The sequence below is a fragment of the Pseudoalteromonas sp. H105 genome, from assembly GCF_001469215.1.
Lineage (GTDB): Bacteria > Pseudomonadota > Gammaproteobacteria > Enterobacterales > Alteromonadaceae > Pseudoalteromonas.
The window spans coordinates 73,670-94,996 of the sequence record NZ_LOFH01000006.1; the positions used below are offsets into that span (position 1 = coordinate 73,670).

The 21,327-nt window shown below is 40.6% G+C and carries 20 protein-coding genes; 15 read left to right on the forward strand and 5 right to left on the reverse strand.

What is annotated here, in order from left to right:
* From ATS75_RS11520 to rlmM, 3 genes are read left to right on the forward strand one after another with little or no spacing between them, the layout of a single operon-like run.
* Positions 1 to 627 carry an alpha/beta family hydrolase gene (locus ATS75_RS11520; protein WP_058560592.1) on the forward strand — a complete coding sequence of 209 codons (627 nt, stop codon included), beginning with the start codon at positions 1 to 3 and terminating at the stop codon, positions 625 to 627.
* A gap of 20 nt (positions 628 to 647) precedes the next feature.
* On the forward strand, positions 648 to 1,016 hold the full coding sequence (locus tag ATS75_RS11525; protein ID WP_058560593.1) for a DUF423 domain-containing protein: 369 nt from the start codon (positions 648 to 650) through the stop codon (positions 1,014 to 1,016).
* 39 nt (positions 1,017 to 1,055) lie between these two features.
* Positions 1,056 to 2,141, forward strand: coding sequence for a 23S rRNA (cytidine(2498)-2'-O)-methyltransferase RlmM (gene rlmM, locus ATS75_RS11530; RefSeq protein WP_058560594.1), 1,086 nt, complete (start codon positions 1,056 to 1,058; stop codon positions 2,139 to 2,141).
* A gap of 258 nt (positions 2,142 to 2,399) precedes the next feature.
* Here the strand turns inward: rlmM and cysZ are convergent, their stop codons facing one another.
* On the reverse strand, positions 2,400 to 3,110 hold the full coding sequence (cysZ, locus tag ATS75_RS11535; RefSeq protein ID WP_414858286.1) for a sulfate transporter CysZ: 711 nt from the start codon (positions 3,108 to 3,110) through the stop codon (positions 2,400 to 2,402).
* Positions 3,111 to 3,304: 194 nt separating this feature from the next.
* On the opposite strand from cysZ, the gene ATS75_RS11540 reads away from it, so the two are divergent.
* The 4 genes from ATS75_RS11540 to speB all read left to right on the forward strand — a co-directional run bounded on the left by ATS75_RS11540 (position 3,305) and on the right by speB (position 7,640).
* The gene (locus ATS75_RS11540; RefSeq protein ID WP_058560596.1) at positions 3,305 to 3,946 is read left to right on the forward strand and encodes a sulfotransferase; all 642 of its coding nucleotides are present in this window, start codon (positions 3,305 to 3,307) and stop codon (positions 3,944 to 3,946) included.
* A gap of 179 nt (positions 3,947 to 4,125) precedes the next feature.
* Positions 4,126 to 4,587 (forward strand): GNAT family N-acetyltransferase, encoded by a 462-nt coding sequence (locus tag ATS75_RS11545; protein ID WP_058560597.1) that lies wholly within the window; start codon positions 4,126 to 4,128, stop codon positions 4,585 to 4,587.
* A 214-nt stretch (positions 4,588 to 4,801) separates the two neighbouring features.
* On the forward strand, positions 4,802 to 6,715 hold the full coding sequence (gene speA / locus ATS75_RS11550) for a biosynthetic arginine decarboxylase (protein WP_058560598.1): 1,914 nt from the start codon (positions 4,802 to 4,804) through the stop codon (positions 6,713 to 6,715).
* A 1-nt stretch (position 6,716) separates the two neighbouring features.
* Positions 6,717 to 7,640 carry an agmatinase gene (speB, locus tag ATS75_RS11555; protein WP_058560599.1) on the forward strand — a complete coding sequence of 308 codons (924 nt, stop codon included), beginning with the start codon at positions 6,717 to 6,719 and terminating at the stop codon, positions 7,638 to 7,640.
* Positions 7,641 to 7,702: 62 nt separating this feature from the next.
* Here speB and ATS75_RS11560 read toward each other — a convergent pair whose 3' ends face one another.
* Genes ATS75_RS11560 through ATS75_RS11570 form a run of 3 tightly spaced genes read right to left on the reverse strand, consistent with a single transcriptional unit; the run spans position 7,703 to position 10,127 of the window.
* On the reverse strand, positions 7,703 to 7,996 hold the full coding sequence (locus ATS75_RS11560) for a hypothetical protein (RefSeq protein ID WP_058560600.1): 294 nt from the start codon (positions 7,994 to 7,996) through the stop codon (positions 7,703 to 7,705).
* Positions 7,993 to 9,030, reverse strand: a complete 1,038-nt coding sequence (locus tag ATS75_RS11565) for a M48 family metallopeptidase (RefSeq protein ID WP_058560601.1) — start codon at positions 9,028 to 9,030, stop codon at positions 7,993 to 7,995. Before ATS75_RS11565 ends, ATS75_RS11560 begins: the two co-directional genes overlap by 4 nt.
* Positions 9,030 to 10,127, reverse strand: coding sequence for a YjgN family protein (locus ATS75_RS11570; RefSeq protein ID WP_152996219.1), 1,098 nt, complete (start codon positions 10,125 to 10,127; stop codon positions 9,030 to 9,032). Before ATS75_RS11570 ends, ATS75_RS11565 begins: the two co-directional genes overlap by 1 nt.
* Positions 10,128 to 10,293: 166 nt before the next feature.
* On the opposite strand from ATS75_RS11570, the gene ATS75_RS11575 reads away from it, so the two are divergent.
* The 8 genes from ATS75_RS11575 (at position 10,294) to msrB (ending at position 19,158) form a co-directional block, all read left to right on the forward strand.
* The gene (locus tag ATS75_RS11575) at positions 10,294 to 11,025 is read left to right on the forward strand and encodes a TrmH family RNA methyltransferase (RefSeq protein ID WP_058560603.1); all 732 of its coding nucleotides are present in this window, start codon (positions 10,294 to 10,296) and stop codon (positions 11,023 to 11,025) included.
* Positions 11,026 to 11,092: 67 nt separating this feature from the next.
* Positions 11,093 to 14,485, forward strand: a complete 3,393-nt coding sequence (locus ATS75_RS11580) for an AAA family ATPase (RefSeq protein ID WP_058560604.1) — start codon at positions 11,093 to 11,095, stop codon at positions 14,483 to 14,485.
* Positions 14,486 to 14,523: 38 nt separating this feature from the next.
* The gene (gene zipA / locus ATS75_RS11585) at positions 14,524 to 15,270 is read left to right on the forward strand and encodes a cell division protein ZipA (protein WP_058560605.1); all 747 of its coding nucleotides are present in this window, start codon (positions 14,524 to 14,526) and stop codon (positions 15,268 to 15,270) included.
* Positions 15,271 to 15,357: 87 nt separating this feature from the next.
* Positions 15,358 to 17,379 (forward strand): NAD-dependent DNA ligase LigA, encoded by a 2,022-nt coding sequence (ligA, locus tag ATS75_RS11590; RefSeq protein WP_058560606.1) that lies wholly within the window; start codon positions 15,358 to 15,360, stop codon positions 17,377 to 17,379.
* On the forward strand, positions 17,372 to 17,716 hold the full coding sequence (locus ATS75_RS11595) for a DUF3392 family protein (protein WP_058560607.1): 345 nt from the start codon (positions 17,372 to 17,374) through the stop codon (positions 17,714 to 17,716). The genes ligA and ATS75_RS11595 overlap by 8 nt, the downstream gene beginning before the upstream one ends.
* Positions 17,716 to 18,225 (forward strand): DUF2919 domain-containing protein, encoded by a 510-nt coding sequence (locus tag ATS75_RS11600; protein WP_058560608.1) that lies wholly within the window; start codon positions 17,716 to 17,718, stop codon positions 18,223 to 18,225. Before ATS75_RS11595 ends, ATS75_RS11600 begins: the two co-directional genes overlap by 1 nt.
* Positions 18,226 to 18,234: 9 nt before the next feature.
* Positions 18,235 to 18,675 (forward strand): hypothetical protein, encoded by a 441-nt coding sequence (locus tag ATS75_RS11605; RefSeq protein ID WP_058560609.1) that lies wholly within the window; start codon positions 18,235 to 18,237, stop codon positions 18,673 to 18,675.
* A 42-nt stretch (positions 18,676 to 18,717) separates the two neighbouring features.
* Entirely contained in the window at positions 18,718 to 19,158 is a 441-nt protein-coding gene (msrB, locus tag ATS75_RS11610; RefSeq protein ID WP_058560610.1) for a peptide-methionine (R)-S-oxide reductase MsrB, read from the forward strand.
* Positions 19,159 to 19,363: 205 nt separating this feature from the next.
* Here the strand turns inward: msrB and ATS75_RS11615 are convergent, their stop codons facing one another.
* Positions 19,364 to 21,322 carry an ATP-binding protein gene (locus ATS75_RS11615; RefSeq protein ID WP_058560611.1) on the reverse strand — a complete coding sequence of 653 codons (1,959 nt, stop codon included), beginning with the start codon at positions 21,320 to 21,322 and terminating at the stop codon, positions 19,364 to 19,366.
* Positions 21,323 to 21,327: the final 5 nt, after the last annotated feature.

Genomic DNA, 21,327 nt, shown 5'->3' on the forward strand with positions numbered 1-21,327 from the left:
ATGACAATACAATGGATAAAAGCGAAAGAACCTGCTCACGCACAATTTATATTTGCTCATGGTGCAGGCGCAGGCAGTGACTCTGAGTTTATGCAAAACATGGCCAGTTTGTTAGCTGAGCAGGGTATTAATGTTGGGCTTTTTGATTTTGAATATATGCAAATAGCAAAACAAACGAATAAGCGCAGACCACCTGAGCGAGCCCCCAAATTACTTGCTTATTTTACCCACGTAATTGAACAAGCAGAGCCAACATTGCCATTATTTATTGGTGGTAAGTCAATGGGAGGAAGAATGGCCTCTATGCTGGTCTGTGAAACAAATAAAAAGATTAACGGTGTGTTGGCATTTGGTTACCCATTTCATCCGCCGGGTAAGCCCGAGAAGTTACGTATTGACCATTTTGGCCAAATACTGTGCCCGTTTTTGGTGCTCCAAGGTGAGCGCGATACATTTGGTACCCGTGAAGAGTTAGATGCACTTACGCTTGATAAACGTCCTGAGTTTGTCTGGTTAACAGATGGCGACCATTCTTTAAAACCGCGTAAAAAAAGTGGTATGACGCTTGAGCAAAATTTACAGATAGCCGCAGAGCACGCAAGTAAATTTATTAAACACCATTGTTAGTTGAAATAAAGGAGAGCGTTATGATCAAATTATTTCTTATGGCGGGTAGCGTGTTTTGTATGTTGTCAGTGGTACTTGGCGCATTTGCTGCTCATGGTTTAAAAAATCGTGTTTCTGAATATGCTATCGGCGTGTTTAAAACCGCTGCTGAGTATCAAATGGTCCATGGCCTTGCACTGATAGCTGTGGCTATTTTAATAAAGTGGGGCTTAAATTTAAACGCCGCCGGCTGGTTTTTTATCGCGGGTACCTTACTCTTTAGTGGGAGTTTATATTTACTTGCAATGACAGGCTGGAAGTGGCTAGGGCCCATTACACCCCTAGGCGGACTGTGTTTTATTGTTGGTTGGTTGATTATTTTAGTGCAAGTGGCACGGTTTAAATTTTAATAAAGAATATCGCGCAGAATGCGCAATTTAAGGGTTTTTATGTCAAGCGTAGTAATTTATTGTCGTAGTGGTTTTGAAAATGATGCCGCTGCTGAAATAACGTTTCATGCTGCCGAGCAAGGCTTTGCTGGTTATGTAAAAGCAAAGCCAAATACGGGTTATGTAATTTATGAATGCTTTGAAGCTTCACACAGCGACGAAATCATCAAAAAAGTCGACTTTAAAAACATGGTGTTTGCACGCCAGTGGTTTGCCGGCACATTACTTGAGAATATGCCTGTAGAAGACCGCGTGGGTGAAATTAAAGCCGCGGCAGCAGATTTTCCTTTGTGTTCAGAATTACGGGTAGAAACACCAGATACCAATGAAGGGAAAGAGCTTTTAACGTTTTGTAAAAAAATATCAACACCCCTCAAAAAAGCATTAGAAAAACAAAGCACCGTACTGCGTGAGCCCAAAGCTAACCGCCCAGTTATGCATGTGATGTTTTTGACTAACAATACAGCTTACGTTGGACATTCATACAGCTACAATAATTCACCATTCTTCATGGGTATTTTGCGCTTGCGTATGCCAAGTGATGCGCCTAGCCGTTCGACTTTAAAGCTTGATGAAGCATTTAATGTATTTATACCACCCAATGAAGTTGAGTCACGGGTACAAGCAGGAATGCGTGGCGTAGATTTAGGTGCCTGTCCAGGTGGTTGGACATATCAACTAGTGCGTCGCGGCATGTTTGTCAGCGCTATTGATAACGGCCCAATGAACGATGATTTAATGGAAACAGGCCAAGTTAAGCACTTTAGAGCCGATGGCTTTAAATACCGTCCTGAGAAGCGCAATATTCAATGGTTAGTCTGTGACATGGTTGAAAAACCAACAAAAGTAACAAGCTTGATGATTGATTGGGCTGTGAATGCGTATGCTAAAGAGCTTATCTTTAACTTAAAACTACCCATGAAAAAACGTTTTGATAGCGTTTATGAATGCTTGACCATGATACGAGAAGAGCTGGAGAAATACGGTATTAGCTATGAACTACAAGCAAAGCATTTATATCATGATAGAGAAGAGATAACAGTGCACCTGAATGTCACCAAAGTTCCACAGAGTTTGTATAGTTAAGTAACCTGAACTCTGGATAATAAATCTATCTCCAGCGGCTACTTTCAACGCTAACTGCGTTGAATTTACTTGCAATAGGCTAGCTATTGACGCGTAAATTCGCCTTGTTATCGCTAAAAGTCTCCGGCTGGAGACTAATAAATATATTTGTGATTTAATATCAATACATTAGTACATCTCTTAACCAGAGTTCAGGTTAAGTAAGTTTAAAATGTAAAAAGCACAGCTAATACTGTGCTTTTTCATACTGAGGCCAATTTAATCTCGGTAATTAGGTCGGTAGTTATCAACCCACAGACGAGTCGCACCGCATACCGCAACAGGCATTACAATCAAGTTGACGATAGGAATTGCAGTAAGTAACAAAACGGCAAGACCAAATCCGTATGACAGCCCTTGTTTTTGTTTTAGATCTTGTTTCATCTGAGAGAAGCAAATCTTATGATTATCAAATGCATAATCTTTATATTGGATAGCATACATCCAGCAGGTAAACAAAACCCACAAAATTTGCCCAACGACAGGGAGTACCCATAATAAAATAAAAAAGCCAATGGCTCTGGGTAAATAATAGCAAAGCTTGGTCCACTCTCGTCCGAGCATGCGCGGGACATCTTTCACAAGATCTGCAAAGCCATCATCATTTATTTTTTGACCCGTTAAATGCATCTCCACTTTTTCACTCAGTAACCCATTAAATGGTGCCGCGATAAAGTTCGTTATGACAGTAAACAACATACTGTAACTAAATAAAATAACTAACACAGCAATGGGCCACATAAGCCACTCTAACCAGCTAAGCCAACTTGGCAACATATTAGTTAAGTAAGTAAAGCCATCGGTTAACCACCCGTAAAGAAAAAACAACGAGCTACCGAAAAGCACAATATTGATTAACAATGGAATAAACACAAAGCGTTTTAATCCTTTTTGTGTAATCAATTTAAAACCAGAAAAAAAGTATTCCATACCTTGGGTAAACTGCACGGTACATTCCTCAGATTATTTTTATCATAGCCGCAGTATAAATTGCTGAGTTATTTTGAACAGCAGTTTTAGGTAACAAAGTGTTTATAAGTGCATAAATCAAAAATGACTGGCTAGGTAGAATCTAAACGACAATTAGCTATATACTGTCGTCCCTTTAACGTCGAGCGCTGAGAATGTCTAAAATATTTATTATTGGCCTGCCAAGAACGGGCACTACAAGCATCAGTGTCGCGTTATTAGAATTAGGGTTACTTGTTGCACATACTGCCTTTACAAAAAAAGCGTTTGAGGTGGCGGATGCGATCTCAGATGCGCCTTGTTTTAGTGATTATAAACAACTCGATTTTTTATTTCCTGGCTCTAAGTTTGTGTACTTGAACCGTGATTTGGCTAAATGGCTGCCATCAATCTCTATGTTGCTAGAAAAGATGGCGCCGCATTTAGAACAAAAAACAGGGCACTTTAGCCCCGTATTAAAACGCAGTTTTCACACCACATTTCCAATGTTTGAGGCGCCTTGTGTCGAAACACTTACAGACAATTATAAAGTGCATCAACAGGCTGTATTTCAGTACTTTAAAAACCGTGATGATTTTTTATCGATTGATGTCAGTGATCCTGGTAGCTTTTTAACATTAAAACAATTCCTCGGCTTACCCACGACAGGCTCGGCTGATTTCCCTAAGTTAAATGTAGGGCGAAATGTGGCCAATTGGCGAGAGCATAAGCATCCAAATAAAGTGAATGCGAATTTAGCAGGGATAGAGCATAGACAGTTTTTTGATTATTCAACAATAGCGACGGTTGAGGTCTGAGAACCTCGCTTAATAATATGAATAAAGGTAAGCCAATACCGTCAAATATTTGAGTGAAATAGCGATTGAAAATAAGCAAAATGTGTTAGTTGGTGAAAAATAGCCGGAACAAGGTTGTTCATTTGTTACAATTCGGTATAGTTTCACAACAAATTTTTAATATAAAATTGAGATGTTCAATGCAGTTAGTCGATTTAAACCCCAATGACCAGGATGTGATTAATGTTTTTGCCGATATCGACCGACTTATATGCTCCTTATACCCCGTTGCAACAGCACAGTCACTTACCTTAGAAGAGCTAAGTCACCCTGATGTCTACGCCATAGGGCTTAAGAATGAAGATGGGATTGTGGCGTGTGGTGCCATAGTAACTAAGTCAGACACTCCGCCTTATGGTGAAATTAGGCGCCTCTATGTTAAACCGAGCTACCGTGGCAAAGGGTTATCTCGGCGAATCATGCAAATTCTTTTGCATCAGGCAGGAGAAGAACAAATTCCATTGATCCGATTAGAAACCGGCCCAAAACAAACGAAGTCAATCAACCTCTATGAAAATTTAGGTTTCCAGCGTTGTGGTCCTTTTGGGAATTACAGTGAAAACCCCCAAAGTTTGTTTATGGAGTTGGGTCTTAATCAATAGTTTTAAATGCTGATTTATGCTATTTAGCTTTTTATCGGGTGCTTAAAGGCTTTTATCCACCCGATAATCTCATTTCCTTTTCAATAAAGTCTGCATCACAAAATCTGCTTGTTACGAGCAAAAATATTTGTTGGACTTAGCTGTCTTTTTCTCTTTTAATGCGCCCAATTCGCCGACACTGAATTCGGCATCATTAAATAAGAGAGAAAGATAAATGAAAGATACAACATCACTTGAACAAGCTCGCACGAGCTACAATGTTCGTCATTGGAGCCAAGGATTTTTTGGCATTAATGATCAAGGTGATGTGTATGTTGCCCCCAAAGCTGATGCCCCACAGCAAACGGTGGCTTTAATTGATATTGCAAAACAATTAGAGGACAAAGGGCTCAGCTTACCTGCACTCGTTCGTTTTCCGCAGATTTTGCATCACCGTGTACACAGCTTATGCGCCGCTTTCAATACTGCTATTGAAAGTTATGGTTACCCTAAAGATTATTTATTAGTTTATCCAATAAAGGTAAATCAACAACGTGAAGTGGTTGAAGAAATCGTTGCAAGCCAAGCTAATATCGAAAAGAAACAGTTAGGCCTTGAAGCAGGCAGTAAACCTGAGCTATTAACTGTTTTAGCTATGGCTGAAAAAACCAGCGCAGTGATCGTATGTAATGGTTATAAAGACCAAGAATATGTCCGTTTAGCACTGATTGGAGAAAAGTTAGGCCATAAAGTTTACATCGTACTCGAAAAGCTATCTGAGCTGGACATGGTGCTTAGCCAAGCTAAAGAACTGAATGTGAAACCGCGTATTGGTATCCGTGTGCGTTTGGCATCGCAAGGTAAAGGTAAGTGGCAAGCAAGTGGGGGTGAAAAATCTAAATTTGGTTTATCTGCATCGCAAGTACTGCATGTGGTAAACAAGTTAAAAGAATCTGACCAACTTGATTTAGTGCAGTTAGTACATTTTCACTTAGGCTCGCAAATGGCCAATATTCGTGATGTACGTTTGGGCGTGAGTGAAGCAGCGCGTTTTTACTGTGAGCTGCGCAAATTAGGCGCACAAATTGAGTGTTTAGATGTCGGTGGCGGTTTGGCTGTTGACTACGATGGAACGCGAAGCCAATCACATAACTCAATGAACTACAGCCTAGCTGAATATGCAAATAACATTGTGTACACCATAGGCGATATTTGTAAGCAGTATGAACAACCGTTTCCGACGATTATTTCTGAGTCAGGGCGTGCGTTAACGGCTCACCATGCAGTGCTTATTTCAAACGTGATTGGTACCGAAAGCTACGTACCAGAAGACATTGAAGCGCCGGATGATGACGCGCCTTTATTACTTAAAAATATGTGGCAGTCGTGGCAGCAATTACATGTGCTTACTGATGACCGTGCATTAATTGAGATTTATCACGATAGCCAAGGTGATTTAGCTGAGGTGCATAACCAATTTGCAATGGGGTTATTAGATTTAACTCAGCGTGCGTGGGCTGAGCAAATTAACTTACGTGTATGTTATGAACTTAACAAACACATGGACAATAAAAACCGTTTTCACCGGCCTATTATTGATGAACTTAATGCACGATTAGCAGATAAGTTTTTTGTTAATTTTTCATTGTTTCAGTCACTACCTGATGCGTGGGGAATTGATCAAGTATTCCCGGTACTGCCATTAAGTGGTTTGACCGAAGCGCCGAAAAAGCGCGCGGTATTGCTTGATATAACTTGTGACTCAGACGGCGCACTTGATCATTATGTTGATGGTCAAGGCATTGAAAGCACATTACCTGTGCCAGAATTTAGTGCTGAAAAACCGTACTTAATGGGCTTCTTCTTAGTGGGTGCCTACCAAGAAATTTTAGGTGATATGCATAATTTATTTGGTGATACCCACAGTGCGATGATCAGTATGGATGAGCAAGGTGATGCCCGTATAGTAGAGATAAACCAAGGTGACACAGTGGCAGATATGATGCGCTATGTTCACTTGGATGTTGAAGGCTTTCAGTCTTCTTACGCGCAGCTGGTGGCCAGTAAATTACCTGCGAGCGAGCAGCAAAGTGTGCTTGATGAATTAAAAGCAGGCTTAGACGGTTATACTTATTTAGAAGAGCTTTAATATGACGGCCTTGTTTGATCATACTGATCACTCACTGTACTCCAATGGCATGACGTTTTTACGCCAGCCCATGGTGCAAAATATTGCAGATATTCATGCGGATGTGGTGGTGTTTGGTTTACCGTTTGACTTGGCGACTTCGGGTCGTCCTGGTGCACGTTTAGGCCCAGATGCCATTCGTCGTGCGTCAGTGCACTTAGCGTGGGAAGAGACTAAATACCCTTGGGCGTTCCCGTTATTTGAGCGTTTAAAAGTCGCAGACGCCGGGGATTTTACTTACCCTGTAGGTGATGCAGAGTACTTTACAGCTAAGCTAGAACAAGCTGCAACGGGTATCCTAAATCAAGGTAAAACGATTTTAGGGTTAGGTGGCGATCACTTTGTTACGTTGCCTTTACTGCGGGCCCATGCTAAACGCTTTGGCAAAATGGCTTTAGTGCATTTTGATGCGCATACAGATACTTATAGCAATGGCTCACGCTATGACCACGGGACCATGTTTTATCATGCGCCAATGGAAGGGCTTATAGATGTAGAGCACAGTATTCAAATCGGTATTCGTACTGACTTTGATCAAAGTAAGCACGAATTTTCCGTCATTGATGCCATGACAGCAAATGATTTATCGGCGCAAACCATTGCTGAGCAAATTTTTGCGCGGGTGGGGGAGCTACCTGTGTATGTGACCTTTGATATTGATTGTTTAGACCCAGCATTTGCTCCGGGCACAGGCACACCTGTTTGTGGTGGTTTAACAAGCGATAAAGTGCTTAAAATTTTGCGTGCGCTTAAAGGTATAAATATGGTGGGAATGGATGTTGTAGAAGTGTCGCCGTCGTATGATCAAAGTGAACTCACCGCTATTGCAGCAGCGACTATTGCTAATGAATTGCTGCATTTATGGACGTTAAAACATAAGTACTGAAACGCTGTAATAGAAAGCGCCATATAGGCGCTTTTTGTTGTCTAGTTATATAGCTACATAACTCACTTGAATTTCATGTTGTGTTTTTTTGCATATGCTAAACACACAGGAACTTCGATGAGGACATAGGTTAAAAACGTGAACCAAAACCAATTAACCTTAAAGATTAACCAACTAAACTCAATGCCAGAATCATAATAAAGACTCCCAGCAACGACTAATGATATGGTTGTCGCGAACAAGTCTTGGCATGATACTTTTTTAAAGTCATTCCCAGCAAAACGCGGGTAAATAACCCCATAACCTAGTGCGATTACGGTAATAACCAATGTAATTAACGTTAACTCGGGTGTCATTGTGGTGTGTACTGCCTGGCAAAATCAATACGCTCTTGAGAACTAGGGTGTGTAGATAAATATTTAAGCCACGACTCATCAAGTTGCGCTTGCTCATCTAATTTGTTTTGCAGTGCTTGTATGGCATCGGCAAAATCATCATTAGAATAACCTAGAGCAATTAATTTCTCGATAGCATATTTATCTGCTTCACGTTCCATATCTCGTGAAAACGCTTGCTGTAAAAAAGAAGAGCTAGAGCCAAGTACGACTTCAGTGATCCCTTCTAAGTCACCAAAAATAATCGCTAAAACTATCGTACTGGCAGTTGCTTGTGAAGCTAATCGAATACCGTGCTGATATTCAACATGGCCAATTTCATGGAGTAAGATTGCCCGTAATGCGTCGGGTTTATCTTGTAGCAAAAGCACCAATTCATCAGTGACAATTACGCGGCCATGAGGGAGTGCAAATGCATTAGCTGAAAAGTAGTCTGATTGATAAAACGAAAGCCTAAACTGTTCGTTATCTAGTTGCAGTTGTTCAAGCATAACGTGCCATTGTTTTTGAATCATGGCTTGTTTATCACTCGATAACTCGCTTGGCGCTAATGCTAACTTTTCAATGACGTGTAAGCTTTGCTCGCCCATCGCTTCAATAGTAGAAGGGGAGGCTAAACCAATGCTATAAACTGCAGCGGCTGGAATACCACGGTAGAGAATGAGCCAGAGTAATATTGGAGTAAAAACAACTGAAGCAACAATGAGTAGTTTATTTTTTTCCAATCGCTGCGCTAAACCGTGTTTTTGATGAGCAAACGGCCATCGAAAATTGATATCATCCGGGATAAATCGTCCACCGTCGGCGAAGCAAAGTGCTGCTGCTATACCAGGTAACGGGCTTTCAAGGGTACATGCATCTTTAGAAGAGCTCACAATAGGGCAGGCTCCATTATCAAACAACTGTATGTGTTCGTCAATAATGATTGCGCTGCACTGTATGTGTTGACTACTACTAGGATAGTAGTAGTAGCCTTTCGTTTTTTTATGGCTCATTAGGTCAGGGATATATCAATATCAAAAACGTTAGCGGCTTCTTCAGCAAAAGAAGACTGTTGCTCTTCTGTCGTGTCAATAATAGCCAGAGCACCAGAATATATCGTTACCTCAGTCGCAGCACAAAGCAAACGCGCTGCGCGTATTTTTGCCCATGGGTAAGCTAACCCGAGGGTAAAAATGATAGCGAGTGCGTTGGTGAATAATAATAGGGCGTATTCAATTGCTTTCAAATCTGATTTAAAGCTTGCTACGTCCTCGAATTCACTACTATTAAAAATATGATTACGAATAATGGACTGATACACCGCACTGACCAAAGTTAAAAACGCCACATACAATGCACCAATTAAAATAGGGAATAGTATGGTTGATGGGTGAATATTCTCTGCATCTACAGCTCCAAGGCCTATTGCCGTTCCAGTCAGCCCTAAAAAGATACCAAAAATAACGAGACCACCAATCGTAACACCAATGGTTATTAAAGCTGCAATGTAATATTTCTCACCTTGGAGGTTCACATTGATTGGTTTATTACCAAAGCTAATATTTTCATGCATATATTGGTCAATACGTTTTAATGCATAAGGTAATAACAAATAGAGCGTAAAAATACTCGCGATGGGTAATACTACAAAGTTGAGAAATGCTTCACCGTAGTTACCAGCAAATGCAAAACGCACATTACGATGGCGAGTCATGCGCATGTTAAAACGAAGACCCTGATTAATAATCCAGGGCATCGCAAAAAATAAAGCAACGGCTAATAAAATACCAAAGGCAGGAAAAAATTGAATCACTAAGCTGTAAGTAATAAATACCACAACGGCTAAAATACGGCCTTTTAAAATTTGTATGGGTGTTGCTAGGTAATCAAAGCTATGACCATCAATACGAGTATGACTATAAAAATAGCGATAAGTACGTACTTTTGCCCAAGCAGAATATATGCCTAAGGTTAGTATGCTCAGTAAAATGTTGACGGTCCAAATACCAAAAAATTCGCTGGCTTTACCGCTAAATTCTACTCGGCTTTGAGATATTATTTGTGGCAATTTGGTTTGCGTAGGGTCAACTGAAGGTGAGGTGGGTTCCATATTATTTTCCATATCCTTAAATTAGGGCCAAAACTTACTAAAGAATTGCATTATTATCAATCAAATTTTATTGTGAACGCTGAATTATAGTAATTTTCTGGACTTATCGATTTTAGAACTCTAGCCGAAATCTGTTATACTCGTCACATCATTTTATGGGGCTGTTATGATTTCAAAAAACCAACTCAAGTTAATCCGTGCTTTAGGCCAAAAAAAGTATCGTAAGCAACATAACCAATACCTTGTACAAGGTGAGAAAAACGTACTTGAACTATTAGCAAGTGGCTTAACGATTGTAGATGTATTTGCTACATCTGCATTTATTAGTCAGTTTCAATCACAGTATCCTCAAATCACGATGATAGAAGCAGATGAAGACAGCTTGACTAAAGCCAGCACATTAGTTTCAAATAATGCAGCCATAGCGGTTGTTGCTATGCCGAGGGTTGAACTGCCTCAAACAAATGGATTGATCCTCGCGCTAGATGGGGTGTCTGATCCAGGAAATTTAGGGACAATTATTCGCGTCGCGGATTGGTACGGTATTAACCATATTGTTGCAAGTACAGATAGCGCTGACCCTTACAACCCAAAAACCATAAGTGCCACAATGGGGTCGTTTGTTCGTGTGGCGGTTAGCCAGACAGATTTACCCGCTTATTTACAAACACTAGATGTACCCATTTACGGTGCTTTTTTGGCAGGTGATAACCTTCATAAAGCAAACCTATCACACTCGGGTGTCATATTGATGGGAAGTGAGTCGCACGGTATTCGCAGTGAATGCGCTGCGTTGGTAACACATAAAATAACCATTCCAGCTTTTGGCGTGGCAGAATCGCTCAATGTCGCAATGGCAACAGGCATTATTTTAGACAACTTTAAACGTCAAGCTTAACCTTTTATTGCAAAATAGGTTAAATTAGTGCTCGATAAATAATAATAACAATCGGTAAACCCTATAGATGCGTTTAAGCACCATAAAATTAGCGGGCTTTAAGTCTTTTGTTGAACCCACTAAAATCCCTTTTCCTGATCAAATGACTTGCGTCGTTGGCCCAAATGGCTGCGGTAAGTCAAATGTCATTGATGCGGTGCGCTGGGTGTTGGGTGAAAGTTCTGCAAGAAACCTACGTGGCGATGCCATGACGGATGTTATTTTTAATGGTTCAACAAATCGCAAGCCAATATCTCAAGCTTCTGTTGAGCTTACTTTCGATAATACGCAAGGTCAGCTCCCCAATACATTTGCAGATCGTAACCAAGTGGCGATTAAACGGTTAGTTACGCGGGATGGTCAATCACTGTATTTTTTAAACGGCAGCAAGTGCCGTAAACGTGATATTACCGATATATTTTTAGGCACAGGTTTGGGTCCTCGCAGTTATGCGATTATTGAGCAAGGTATGATTTCTCGATTAATTGAGAGCAAACCTGCTGATTTACGTGTTTTTCTAGAAGAGGCGGCAGGTGTATCTAAATATAAAGAGCGTCGTAGAGAAACCCAAACACGCATAAAGAGTACCCGTGAAAATTTAGAGCGTTTACTTGATGTACGAAAGGAACTGCAGGCACAAGTTGAGAAACTAGCTGTTCAATCTGTGAATGCCAAAAAGTATAGAGAATTAAAAGCGCAAGAACGCGCTCTTAAAGGGCAAATAGCGGTACTAAAATGGCAAAAGTTACATCAGCAACAAATTAAAAAAAACCAGCAAATAGCCGCACTCAATGAACAAATCGATTTCTTTAAGCAAGCGAATTCAGGGCATGATGATGTTTTAGCAAGCCTTGAGGTGCAGGTTCAACAGTGCCAGCAACAGCTAAGCGACGCACAGCAAGCTCAGCATAATACGCACACAGCTCTTACGCGAGTAGAACAACAACAAATTAGTCTGAAACAACAACAGCAGTCGTTAAGTCAAAATTTAATTAAACAACAAAGTCTTCAATTACAAGGCAAAGAGCTGCAATTACAGCAAAAGGATAACAGTAATGAACTGGCAGATGCGTTACAAGAAGCGATTGAAGAAACCTTAGTGTGTAATGAGCATGTGACGCAGGCTCGCGAACTTGTTGAAAGTTCGCAACAGCAAAAACACCAGGCATTTAATAAATTTCAGTTACTAAATGAACATTACCAAAGCGTATCAGTTAGCCACAATCAAGCGCTCAATGCGCAGACGCAACAACAGCAGAACCTTGAGCACTTTAAAAATCAACAAGCGGATATTACGCAGCAAATAAATGAGCTTGCGCAAAGTACACTGGCTGAACAACTACAAAACCAACACGTTCAGATGCAATCACTTACCAAGGAACTTGCGGCTAAACAAAGTGCCTTGAATAAATTAACGCTGTTAGAAAAAGAAAACCATGAATCATTGATAAAAAGCCAAGATGAGCTGCAATCTATTACGCAAACAGTAAACGAGAATAAAGCCAAAATTGCAGGGCTGATGAGTATGCTCGATGCTGAAAACCCGCACCAAGAGGCCAATTTACTTGCTCAGTTAGTTGTAAAAAAAGGGTATGAGCAAATAGTTGAGCACGCACTTTTTGGCTTAACAGCACTGACAATTAGCCAGTCATCCCGTTCTAACAGTGTGTGGAAAAGTTCAAGTCAGGTAAACAAAGCCTCCGTGGCAGCGCTAATAGAGCAAGGTGTATACCCAGACCTTCTCGAACGGATTATATTTTGTGAAAGCTTTGATGAGAGTCTATTTCAGGATGAATTTTGGGTCGCCGCTATTGATGTCAACGCCAATTTACAAGGTCGAAATTGGCGTTTAGACAATTCAGATAACAACCACTCACTGCTTATTAAGCATAAAGAACTTAACGAATGTAACGCGCAGGAGATCCTATTAAAGCAGCAACAAGATGCAAAGCACATAGAGGTTTCACAGAATAAACGTGCACAGCTGAGTCATTTACAACACATAGACGATATTAAAAGTGTGATTCATCAATTAGCACAGCAAATTGCGTCAGCTAGCACACGAAGAGATATGTTAAAAGAGCAATTAACTCAGTGGCATGTACAGCAAGAGAAACTGATACAAAAGCAAACGCATTTAAATGAACAAACACAAGATTTAAAGACCGACATCGTACTTAAAAAAGCGCTGACGGTTGATTTTGAAAAACAAAAAGCGCAACTGTCAATTGAGCTCGAACAGGCCAATCAGGCCCAACAAGCGTGTGAAGATCAATTTAAAAACAATAGTGCGCTGTATGAGCAATATAAAACACAGGCTCATCAAGCTAATCTTGCGGAACAAAAAGCGCGCAGCGAATGCCAATTAAGTGATACTAAGTTACACCATGCCTTACATGCTTACGAGTCTGCTAGTGAAGCCGTTTTAGAATTAACCAGCCAAATTGAAGAGTTAGTGATGCCGCTTGAGCAAAGCGCAGAGCAAATTGTTCAATTACTGGAACAGCACCAACATGGTGAAAGCCAATTGCTCGAGCTGAATCAACAGTTAGTTGAGGCAAAGAAGGCTTTGGCAGAAAAACAATCCGCGCTTAAACTGTCACAAGGCGAATTAACAGCTTTGCAAGAGTCGCTGCAGGCACTAGCCCTTGAAGAGCAAAGCTTAATTGTTAAAGCGCAATCAGCATTAGAACCGCTGAGTGAACTAGAGCAGAACTTAAAATCGGTGCTTGAGCAGTTACCTGACACTGCAAATATGTCCAGTATGCAAACACAGTTGAGTCGGGTATTGCACAATATAAATGAACTTGGAGCGGTCAACTTAGCAGCCATTGACGAATTTGAACAGGCTAAACAACGCAGTGAGTACCTTGAACAACAATTAGATGATCTAACAAATGCGTTATCAAGTTTAGAAGGCGCTATTCAAAAAATCGACCGCGAAACGAAAACGCGTTTTAAGTCAACGTTCGATCAAGTTAATCAAGATTTCGGTAAGCTCTTCCCAAAAGTGTTTGGTGGAGGCAGTGCTTACCTGGAATTAACCAGTGATGACCTACTGGAAAGTGGTGTTAGTATCATGGCACGACCACCCGGCAAGAAAAATTCAACAATTCACCTGTTAAGTGGTGGAGAAAAAGCGCTGACCGCATTATCATTAGTGTTTTCAATATTTAGGCTTAATCCAGCGCCTTTTTGTATGTTGGATGAAGTAGATGCACCACTGGATGATGCGAATGTGGGCCGATTTTGCCGTTTAGTTGAAGAAATGTCACAATCGGTGCAATTTATCTACATCAGTCATAATAAAATTGCGATGGAAATGGCAGGAAGATTAACTGGTGTTACAATGGCTGAGCCAGGCGTATCACGAATGGTTGCAGTTGATATTGAACAGGCAGTGCAGATGGCACATGCATAATACTATTTTTGTTAGAATAATTAATAAAAGGTGAGGGGATGGCCGAACAATTAAGATGGGTTTTAATCATTATCAGTGTAATAGTCATCGGTGGATTATTAATACATGGCCTATGGTCAGTTCGCAAAAAAGAGGCACCCGCTGCTGCGACGAATGAACGTGTTGAACCAACTGAGCACACCCCAGTAGAACAGCAATCAGAGCCTTTACAAGCAGCTCAAACTGAACGCGATGAGCCACAGTTTGGCGATCTTAGTTTTTCAGCTGCTGATGATGAAAATCACAGTTTGCAGTCAGATGCACAAGACATTGACACGGATCGTTCAGATGCGTCAGTAGATGCAGTACAAGATGAAGAAGAACAAGCGGCACCTCCTGCTGATTTCATCATCGTTCATATACAAATGCCGCAAGGGCTTGCAATGGAAGGGAGTAAGTTACTCCCGGCGATTAATACACTTGGGTTTAAATATTCAGAGGAAGGTTTTTTTAATCGTCATCTCGACCCGGCTGGCCTGGGTCCCGTTTTGTTTCGTTTAGTGAATATGTATAACCCAGGTACATTTGACATTGATAACATGGAACAGTTTAGTACCGCGGGCATTAGCTTATTTATGACGTTACCATGCGATGGCGATGGCCTTGCTGCATTTAATATGCTGCACAGTGCCGCGAAGAAATTAGCGGATGAATTTGGTGCAACAATTTTAGATTCTCAACGTGAAGAAATGACTGTTGATAGCGTACGTGAGTATGTTGAAAAAGTGAGAAAGTTTACTGTCTAAAAACAGTTAACAACATCTTATTTAAGAATTTTTAAGCCACTTGGCGATAACTCGTTTAAGTGGTTTTTTTATGTTTTAGAGGTCATTATGTCTAGTTCAGTTTTAACGAAAATTCACTCACTCCGTCAGCAATTAGATGATCATAATTACAATTATTATGTACTTGATAATCCATCAATTCCAGATGCTGAATATGATCGACTTTTGCGCGAGTTGAGTGCTTTAGAAACCGAACACCCAGAGTATTTAAGTCCAGATTCACCGACGCAAAAGGTCGGTGGGGCAGCATTGGCGAAGTTTGATCAAGTAACCCATCAAGTACCCATGTTATCTTTAGACAATGCATTTTCAGATGAAGAATTTGCTGCCTTTAATCGTCGTATAAAAGAGCGCTTAATGGATAACAGTGAGCTGACTTTTTGCTGTGAGCCAAAATTAGATGGTTTAGCTGTGTCTATTTTGTATCGGGATGGTGTGCTTGTGCAGGCAGCAACTCGAGGGGATGGCCAAACAGGTGAAAACATCACGCAAAACGTCAAAACGATTCGTAATATCCCGCTTAAATTAAGAGGCAGCGATTACCCGCGTGAAATCGAAATACGCGGTGAGGTATTTATGGATAGTGCGGGTTTTGACAAGTTGAACGCTGACGCTCAAAAACGAGGCGAGAAAGTATTTGTTAACCCACGTAATGCCGCCGCAGGCAGTTTGCGTCAGTTAGATTCTAAAATTACGGCAAAAAGGCCACTGATGTTTTATGCATACAGTACCGGTGTTGTAACCGACGGTGAATTACCGAGCGATCATTACCAGCAGCTAGCTAAATTAACTGATTGGGGATTGCCGCTTTGTCCACAAACAAAGTTAGTTGAAGGTGAAAAGGCTGCCATAGCGTACTACCAAGATATTTTACAGCGTAGAAGCACCCTCAAATACGAGATTGATGGTGTTGTAATTAAAGTAAACAACAAAGCGATGCAAGAACGCTTGGGTTTTGTTGCTCGCGCACCTCGTTGGGCCATTGCTTATAAATTTCCAGCTCAAGAGGAAATTACACAATTGCTTGATGTTGAATTTCAAGTAGGCCGCACAGGAGCGATTACGCCTGTCGCGAGGTTAGATCCCGTTTTTGTTGGCGGGGTCACGGTGTCAAATGCGACACTTCATAACGGTGATGAAATAGCGCGTCTTGGTGTTAAAGTGGGTGACACGGTGATTATCCGGCGTGCAGGGGATGTGATACCACAAATAACACAAGTTGTGCTTGAGCGTCGTCCTGATGATGCAAAAGATATTATTTTTCCTGTTACATGCCCTATTTGTGACTCTCACGTAGAGAAAGTAGAGGGCGAAGCAGTTGCACGTTGTACGGGGGGACTTGTTTGCCAAGCACAACGTAAACAAGCGATTAAACATTTTGCGTCACGTAAAGCCCTTGATATTGATGGCTTAGGCGATAAGATAGTTGACCAGCTGGTGGATAGAGAGCTCATTAAAACACCCGCAGATCTGTTTATTTTAAAACAAGGGCACTTTGAATCGCTTGAACGAATGGGCCCAAAGTCTGCTAAGAATTTGGTTAGCGCCTTAGAAGATGCAAAGCAAACAACGTTAGCTAAATTTTTATACTCTTTAGGTATTAGAGAGGTTGGTGAAGCGACGGCGCAAAACTTGGCGACACACTTTTTAACTCTCGAAAAAGTAACTCAAGCAAATATCGAAGCTTTGGTTGAAGTATCTGATGTTGGAGAAATTGTCGCAAAACATGTGAGTAGTTTTTTTGCCGAGCCACATAATACAGATGTGGTTAATGCGCTTATCGAGCAAGGGGTTCATTGGTCACAGTTAACTGTGCCGAGCGAAGATTCACAACCACTTGCAGGGCTAACTTATGTTTTGACTGGCACACTTAATGAGCTTAACCGCAATGATGCAAAAGCACGCTTGCAAGCATTAGGGGCTAAGGTTTCTGGCAGTGTGTCGGCAAAAACAGATGCACTAATTGCGGGTGAAAAGGCTGGATCAAAGCTTACTAAAGCACAAGATTTAGGCATTGAGGTCCTCACTGAAGATGATTTAATCGCGCTACTGGCGAAACACAATGGATAGCGCACTTGCTGTATTTGAAAGTACAGCATTGAGCTTTGGCCAGTGGCTAAAGCCGTATCTGTACAACATAGCCTTGTTATTGGTTGTATGTTTGGTATCTCTATATGCTAATGACATTATCAAGGTCACTAAACGCTTTGTTGCAAGGCGGCATTTTTTTGTCAGAGTCGCTGTATTTGTTTTAGTAACCGGTTTTGGTTTTGGCTTTCTGGTGGTATTTGCAACACCTCTATTGAGTAAACTGTTATTGCTTTTTGGTACACAGTGGTTAGGTCTCATGGTCATATGTGCTTTTACTGTGTTAGGTGTTATTGCTGACAAGAAGAATCAATTGTAATGCGTTATGGGCCAGAGTTTTGGGATAAATACGGCACGTATCGTACTCCCATCGCATTTCATTTAACTTTATTGGTTTTACTGCGCGCTTATTTTATTTGGGTTATAGCGGCGTTAAGTCGTCGCCCTGAATTGGATATAATGTCTTTAGCTTTTCGTTCTAAGCAGGATTTTTTTAGTGCGTTGGCTATCGGCGCATTGGCAATACTACCCGCAGCTGTTTTTTGCTTTAGGCGGCCGCAAAAAAATGTTCTTTCAGCAGCTCGTTTGGCGCGCATATGGCGATTTATGCGTTGGCCATTACTGTTCTGTGCGGTTGTGGATTTAATCTGGTTAGTAGTTCAAGCAGCACATAGTTATTATCAATTTTCAATGTTCTTAGCGTTACAGATGGTGGCGGTACTATGGGTGTTATTGTATTTAGCCAAAAGTCGTTATTTGACCGTGTTTTTTAATGATTGGCCCGATCCAGAAACACAAAAAAATAGTACAAAAAGTAATAAGCGTTGAGGAAATTGCGTGCAAGAAGTCAATAAACAATTAGCGATGATCGTCGCTTGCTTCGGCTTAGTATTATTATTGTTGAGTTTATTTACTGATTTGCTTGCGCAACCTTGGTTCGTTTTTGTTGTTGCATTATGGATCTTTGTATTTTCTTCATGCTGTTATCGCCTAACTGCATTATTTTATGCGCAAAATACGGTGGATAAGCTTATTCAACGGGATAAAACATCATTAGTGTGTTTGAGCCTGTCAGGTTTTTTTAATTGCACGACGGGTCCGTATTGCTTTTCAATTGATTCGATAGATAGGATTAAGTGTGAACAAGATGGATTTTCTATCTACGCCGCTAATACGTGTGTTTATTCAACTCGTTTGCCAGGCAGTAAAAAGCTGTTACGTGATTATTTCAATTCGTTATTGACGTCGCAAGAAAAGCTGTCAGTGACCATTGATTAAATCGACAGAGATAAAAGTAAGTTAATGTAAAAGAGGTAACGTATGCTGACGTGGAATAGTATTGTAGATTTTGCAACGAAAGGTAATCCAGCGCCCGCTGATAAAGTGATTAAAAGTGATGAACAATGGCGAGCACTTTTATCAGACGAAGCTTTTTATGTCACGCGTAATAAAGGAACCGAGCGCCCTCATAGCTCAGACAGTTGTACGTTGTTTGAACCTGGCGAGTATGCCTGCGTATGCTGTAATAATGTGTTATTTGAGGGGGGCGAAAAGTTTGATAGTGGGACCGGGTGGCCGTCATTCACACAGCCTGCCACTACAAATGCAATTGCATATAATAGCGATGTTAGCCATGGTATGCAGCGAATTGAGGCTGTGTGCAATGTCTGTGATGCGCATTTAGGCCATGTTTTTCCTGATGGACCAATGCCAAGTCGTTTACGCTATTGTGTTAATGCTTTATCACTTAAAAAGCTTTAAATAACCTGAACTCTGTACAATAAATTTATCTCCAGCGGCTACTTTCAACGCTAACTGCGTTGAATTTACTTGCAATAGACCAGCTATTGACGCGTAAATTCGCCTTGTTATCGCTAAAAGTCTCCAGCGGAGACTAATAAGTATATTTGTGATTAATATCAATGCATTAGTATATCTCTTAACCAGAGTTCAGGTTAAATAGTGTTTACTCGGGAGGCATTATTAGTTGAGCAATCGTAAAAATTAAATGCTCCCGACAAATCGGCTTTGTTATGCAGTAATCGGTCAGTTGCGTAAATTCAAGTTGTTCATTTTTCAATGCTGATGCGGTGACTGCAATAATAGGGATATGTTTGTAGTGTTCGTTTTCGCGCAATGCTTTTGTGGCTTCAAGTCCCCCCATTATTGGCATCTTCATATCCATGATAATAAGATCTGGCTCACATTGAGCAATTTTTTCTAACGCAATCTTACCATTTTCAGCCACATCGATTTGAAATGGCCAGCGCGATAAAAACGACACTAAAAAATCCCGGTTATACGCAATATCATCAACAATTAAAATTTTACTCGGCCCAAATGTATAGCTGGCGATGGCGGGGAAGTTATGTTTGGTTGCGACCTCCTTGTGGTGAGCGTATGCAACGTCAGGAATTTCAATAGTAAACTCACTGCCTTTGTTTGGTTTACTGGTTACATTCAGTGTGCCACCCATCAGCTTAGTAAATTTTAGCGATATAGTCAGACCTAAGCCAGTCCCGCCATATTCATCACTTTTTTGCCCTTGAACTTGTTCAAAAGCATTGAAAATATTTTGCTGTTGATCTGCAGCAATGCCTTTGCCAGAATCGATAACCCGTATGATTAAATTAACATGATCGCCAGTATTGTTGACGTTTGCATCAAAAATCGCGCGCACGTAGCCTTGGTGTGTAAACTTGATAGCATTACTTAAGAGATTAATCATTACTTGGCGAAGTTTGTTTCCGTCAAGTAGAAGAGCTTTGTGGGCATTGCTTGTGCATTTAATACTTAGCTCTAAATCTTTTTGCGCGCATTGCTGCATAAACATCATAGATAACTCGTTACACATAGCGTCTAGCTCTACGTGATCAAGTTCTAAGTGCATTTTACCAGCATCAATTTTAGAGATATCTAAAATATCGTTGAGAATATTTAAAAGTGAATTCCCTGAAACAGTTATGGCTTCTAAATAACGTAATTTTGTCGCTTCTATTTCTCTGTCTTGTAAAAGCTGACTAAATCCAAGTACTGCGTTTAAAGGGGTGCGCAATTCATGCGACATGTTTGCTAAGAAAACACTTTTTGCCTGATTAGAGTACTCAGCTTGTTCTTTTGCTGCTAGATACTCCTGGGTACGTGTTGTCACTATTTCTTCGAGAACTGACTGTTGCTCATGCATGTTATTGATCTGTTCTCTCACTGCTGCTCGCATCATTTTAAACCCACTAGCCAAAGTACCAATTTCATCATGGCTATTAATATGAATGGGGTAGTCTAAATCGCCGGTTGTTATAGCGTGAGAGAATTCAACGAGTTTATCGATGGGCTGTAAAATAATTTTGCGAATAACGATGTAGGCAATTACTAATGCAGTAAATAAATAAATAGCAAATAAAGAAATGGCATTGGTGATGATAAGCTTAATTTTTTTCACTAAGTCATCATCCGCAAAGCTGACAATCACAGAGCCCATTCTAATATTATTATGATTGTGGACAGGGATAACCACATTATAATGACTGTTATTACTTAGAATACTCTGTTGATCTTTTTTCATTGCTTGTAAAAGAGAATCATCGTAAATCGTTTTAGATAGTTGTTCTCTATCTATGTGTGCGACAATTTGAGCATTGTTATCGACAAAATATATATTGGTTAAATCGTTAAAATTATTTTGTGTTAATAAGTCAGTTAATGCGATGGCTTGAATTTTAAGTACCCAATTGTCTTCATTGCCATCAGTTGTTAGTTGATCTATTTCAACCAGCATTGGCGCCACAATAGCAGAGGCTTTTTCGCTCATATTTAATAATGTTTGATCTTTGAGCTCAATAACATGCAAAGCTGTACTTACACCTAAGACGAGCGTGATGGTAAAGCCAATGATCAATAAAATTTTATGAGCGATTGTTAAATACATAGGCT

Bases quoted from the DNA above. Each gene is read 5' to 3' on its own strand.
- ATS75_RS11520 (WP_058560592.1), top strand. From the start codon at position 1: ATGACAATACAATGGATAAAAGCGAAAGAACCTGCTCACGCACAATTT.
- ATS75_RS11525 (WP_058560593.1), top strand. From the start codon at position 648: ATGATCAAATTATTTCTTATGGCGGGTAGCGTGTTTTGTATGTTGTCA.
- rlmM (WP_058560594.1), top strand. From the start codon at position 1,056: ATGTCAAGCGTAGTAATTTATTGTCGTAGTGGTTTTGAAAATGATGCC.
- cysZ (WP_414858286.1), bottom strand. From the start codon at position 3,110: ATGGAATACTTTTTTTCTGGTTTTAAATTGATTACACAAAAAGGATTA.
- ATS75_RS11540 (WP_058560596.1), top strand. From the start codon at position 3,305: ATGTCTAAAATATTTATTATTGGCCTGCCAAGAACGGGCACTACAAGC.
- ATS75_RS11545 (WP_058560597.1), top strand. From the start codon at position 4,126: ATGCAGTTAGTCGATTTAAACCCCAATGACCAGGATGTGATTAATGTT.
- speA (WP_058560598.1), top strand. From the start codon at position 4,802: ATGAAAGATACAACATCACTTGAACAAGCTCGCACGAGCTACAATGTT.
- speB (WP_058560599.1), top strand. From the start codon at position 6,717: ATGACGGCCTTGTTTGATCATACTGATCACTCACTGTACTCCAATGGC.
- ATS75_RS11560 (WP_058560600.1), bottom strand. From the start codon at position 7,996: ATGACACCCGAGTTAACGTTAATTACATTGGTTATTACCGTAATCGCA.
- ATS75_RS11565 (WP_058560601.1), bottom strand. From the start codon at position 9,030: ATGAGCCATAAAAAAACGAAAGGCTACTACTACTATCCTAGTAGTAGT.
- ATS75_RS11570 (WP_152996219.1), bottom strand. From the start codon at position 10,127: ATGGAACCCACCTCACCTTCAGTTGACCCTACGCAAACCAAATTGCCA.
- ATS75_RS11575 (WP_058560603.1), top strand. From the start codon at position 10,294: ATGATTTCAAAAAACCAACTCAAGTTAATCCGTGCTTTAGGCCAAAAA.
- ATS75_RS11580 (WP_058560604.1), top strand. From the start codon at position 11,093: ATGCGTTTAAGCACCATAAAATTAGCGGGCTTTAAGTCTTTTGTTGAA.
- zipA (WP_058560605.1), top strand. From the start codon at position 14,524: ATGGCCGAACAATTAAGATGGGTTTTAATCATTATCAGTGTAATAGTC.
- ligA (WP_058560606.1), top strand. From the start codon at position 15,358: ATGTCTAGTTCAGTTTTAACGAAAATTCACTCACTCCGTCAGCAATTA.
- ATS75_RS11595 (WP_058560607.1), top strand. From the start codon at position 17,372: ATGGATAGCGCACTTGCTGTATTTGAAAGTACAGCATTGAGCTTTGGC.
- ATS75_RS11600 (WP_058560608.1), top strand. From the start codon at position 17,716: ATGCGTTATGGGCCAGAGTTTTGGGATAAATACGGCACGTATCGTACT.
- msrB (WP_058560610.1), top strand. From the start codon at position 18,718: ATGCTGACGTGGAATAGTATTGTAGATTTTGCAACGAAAGGTAATCCA.
- ATS75_RS11615 (WP_058560611.1), bottom strand. From the start codon at position 21,322: ATGTATTTAACAATCGCTCATAAAATTTTATTGATCATTGGCTTTACC.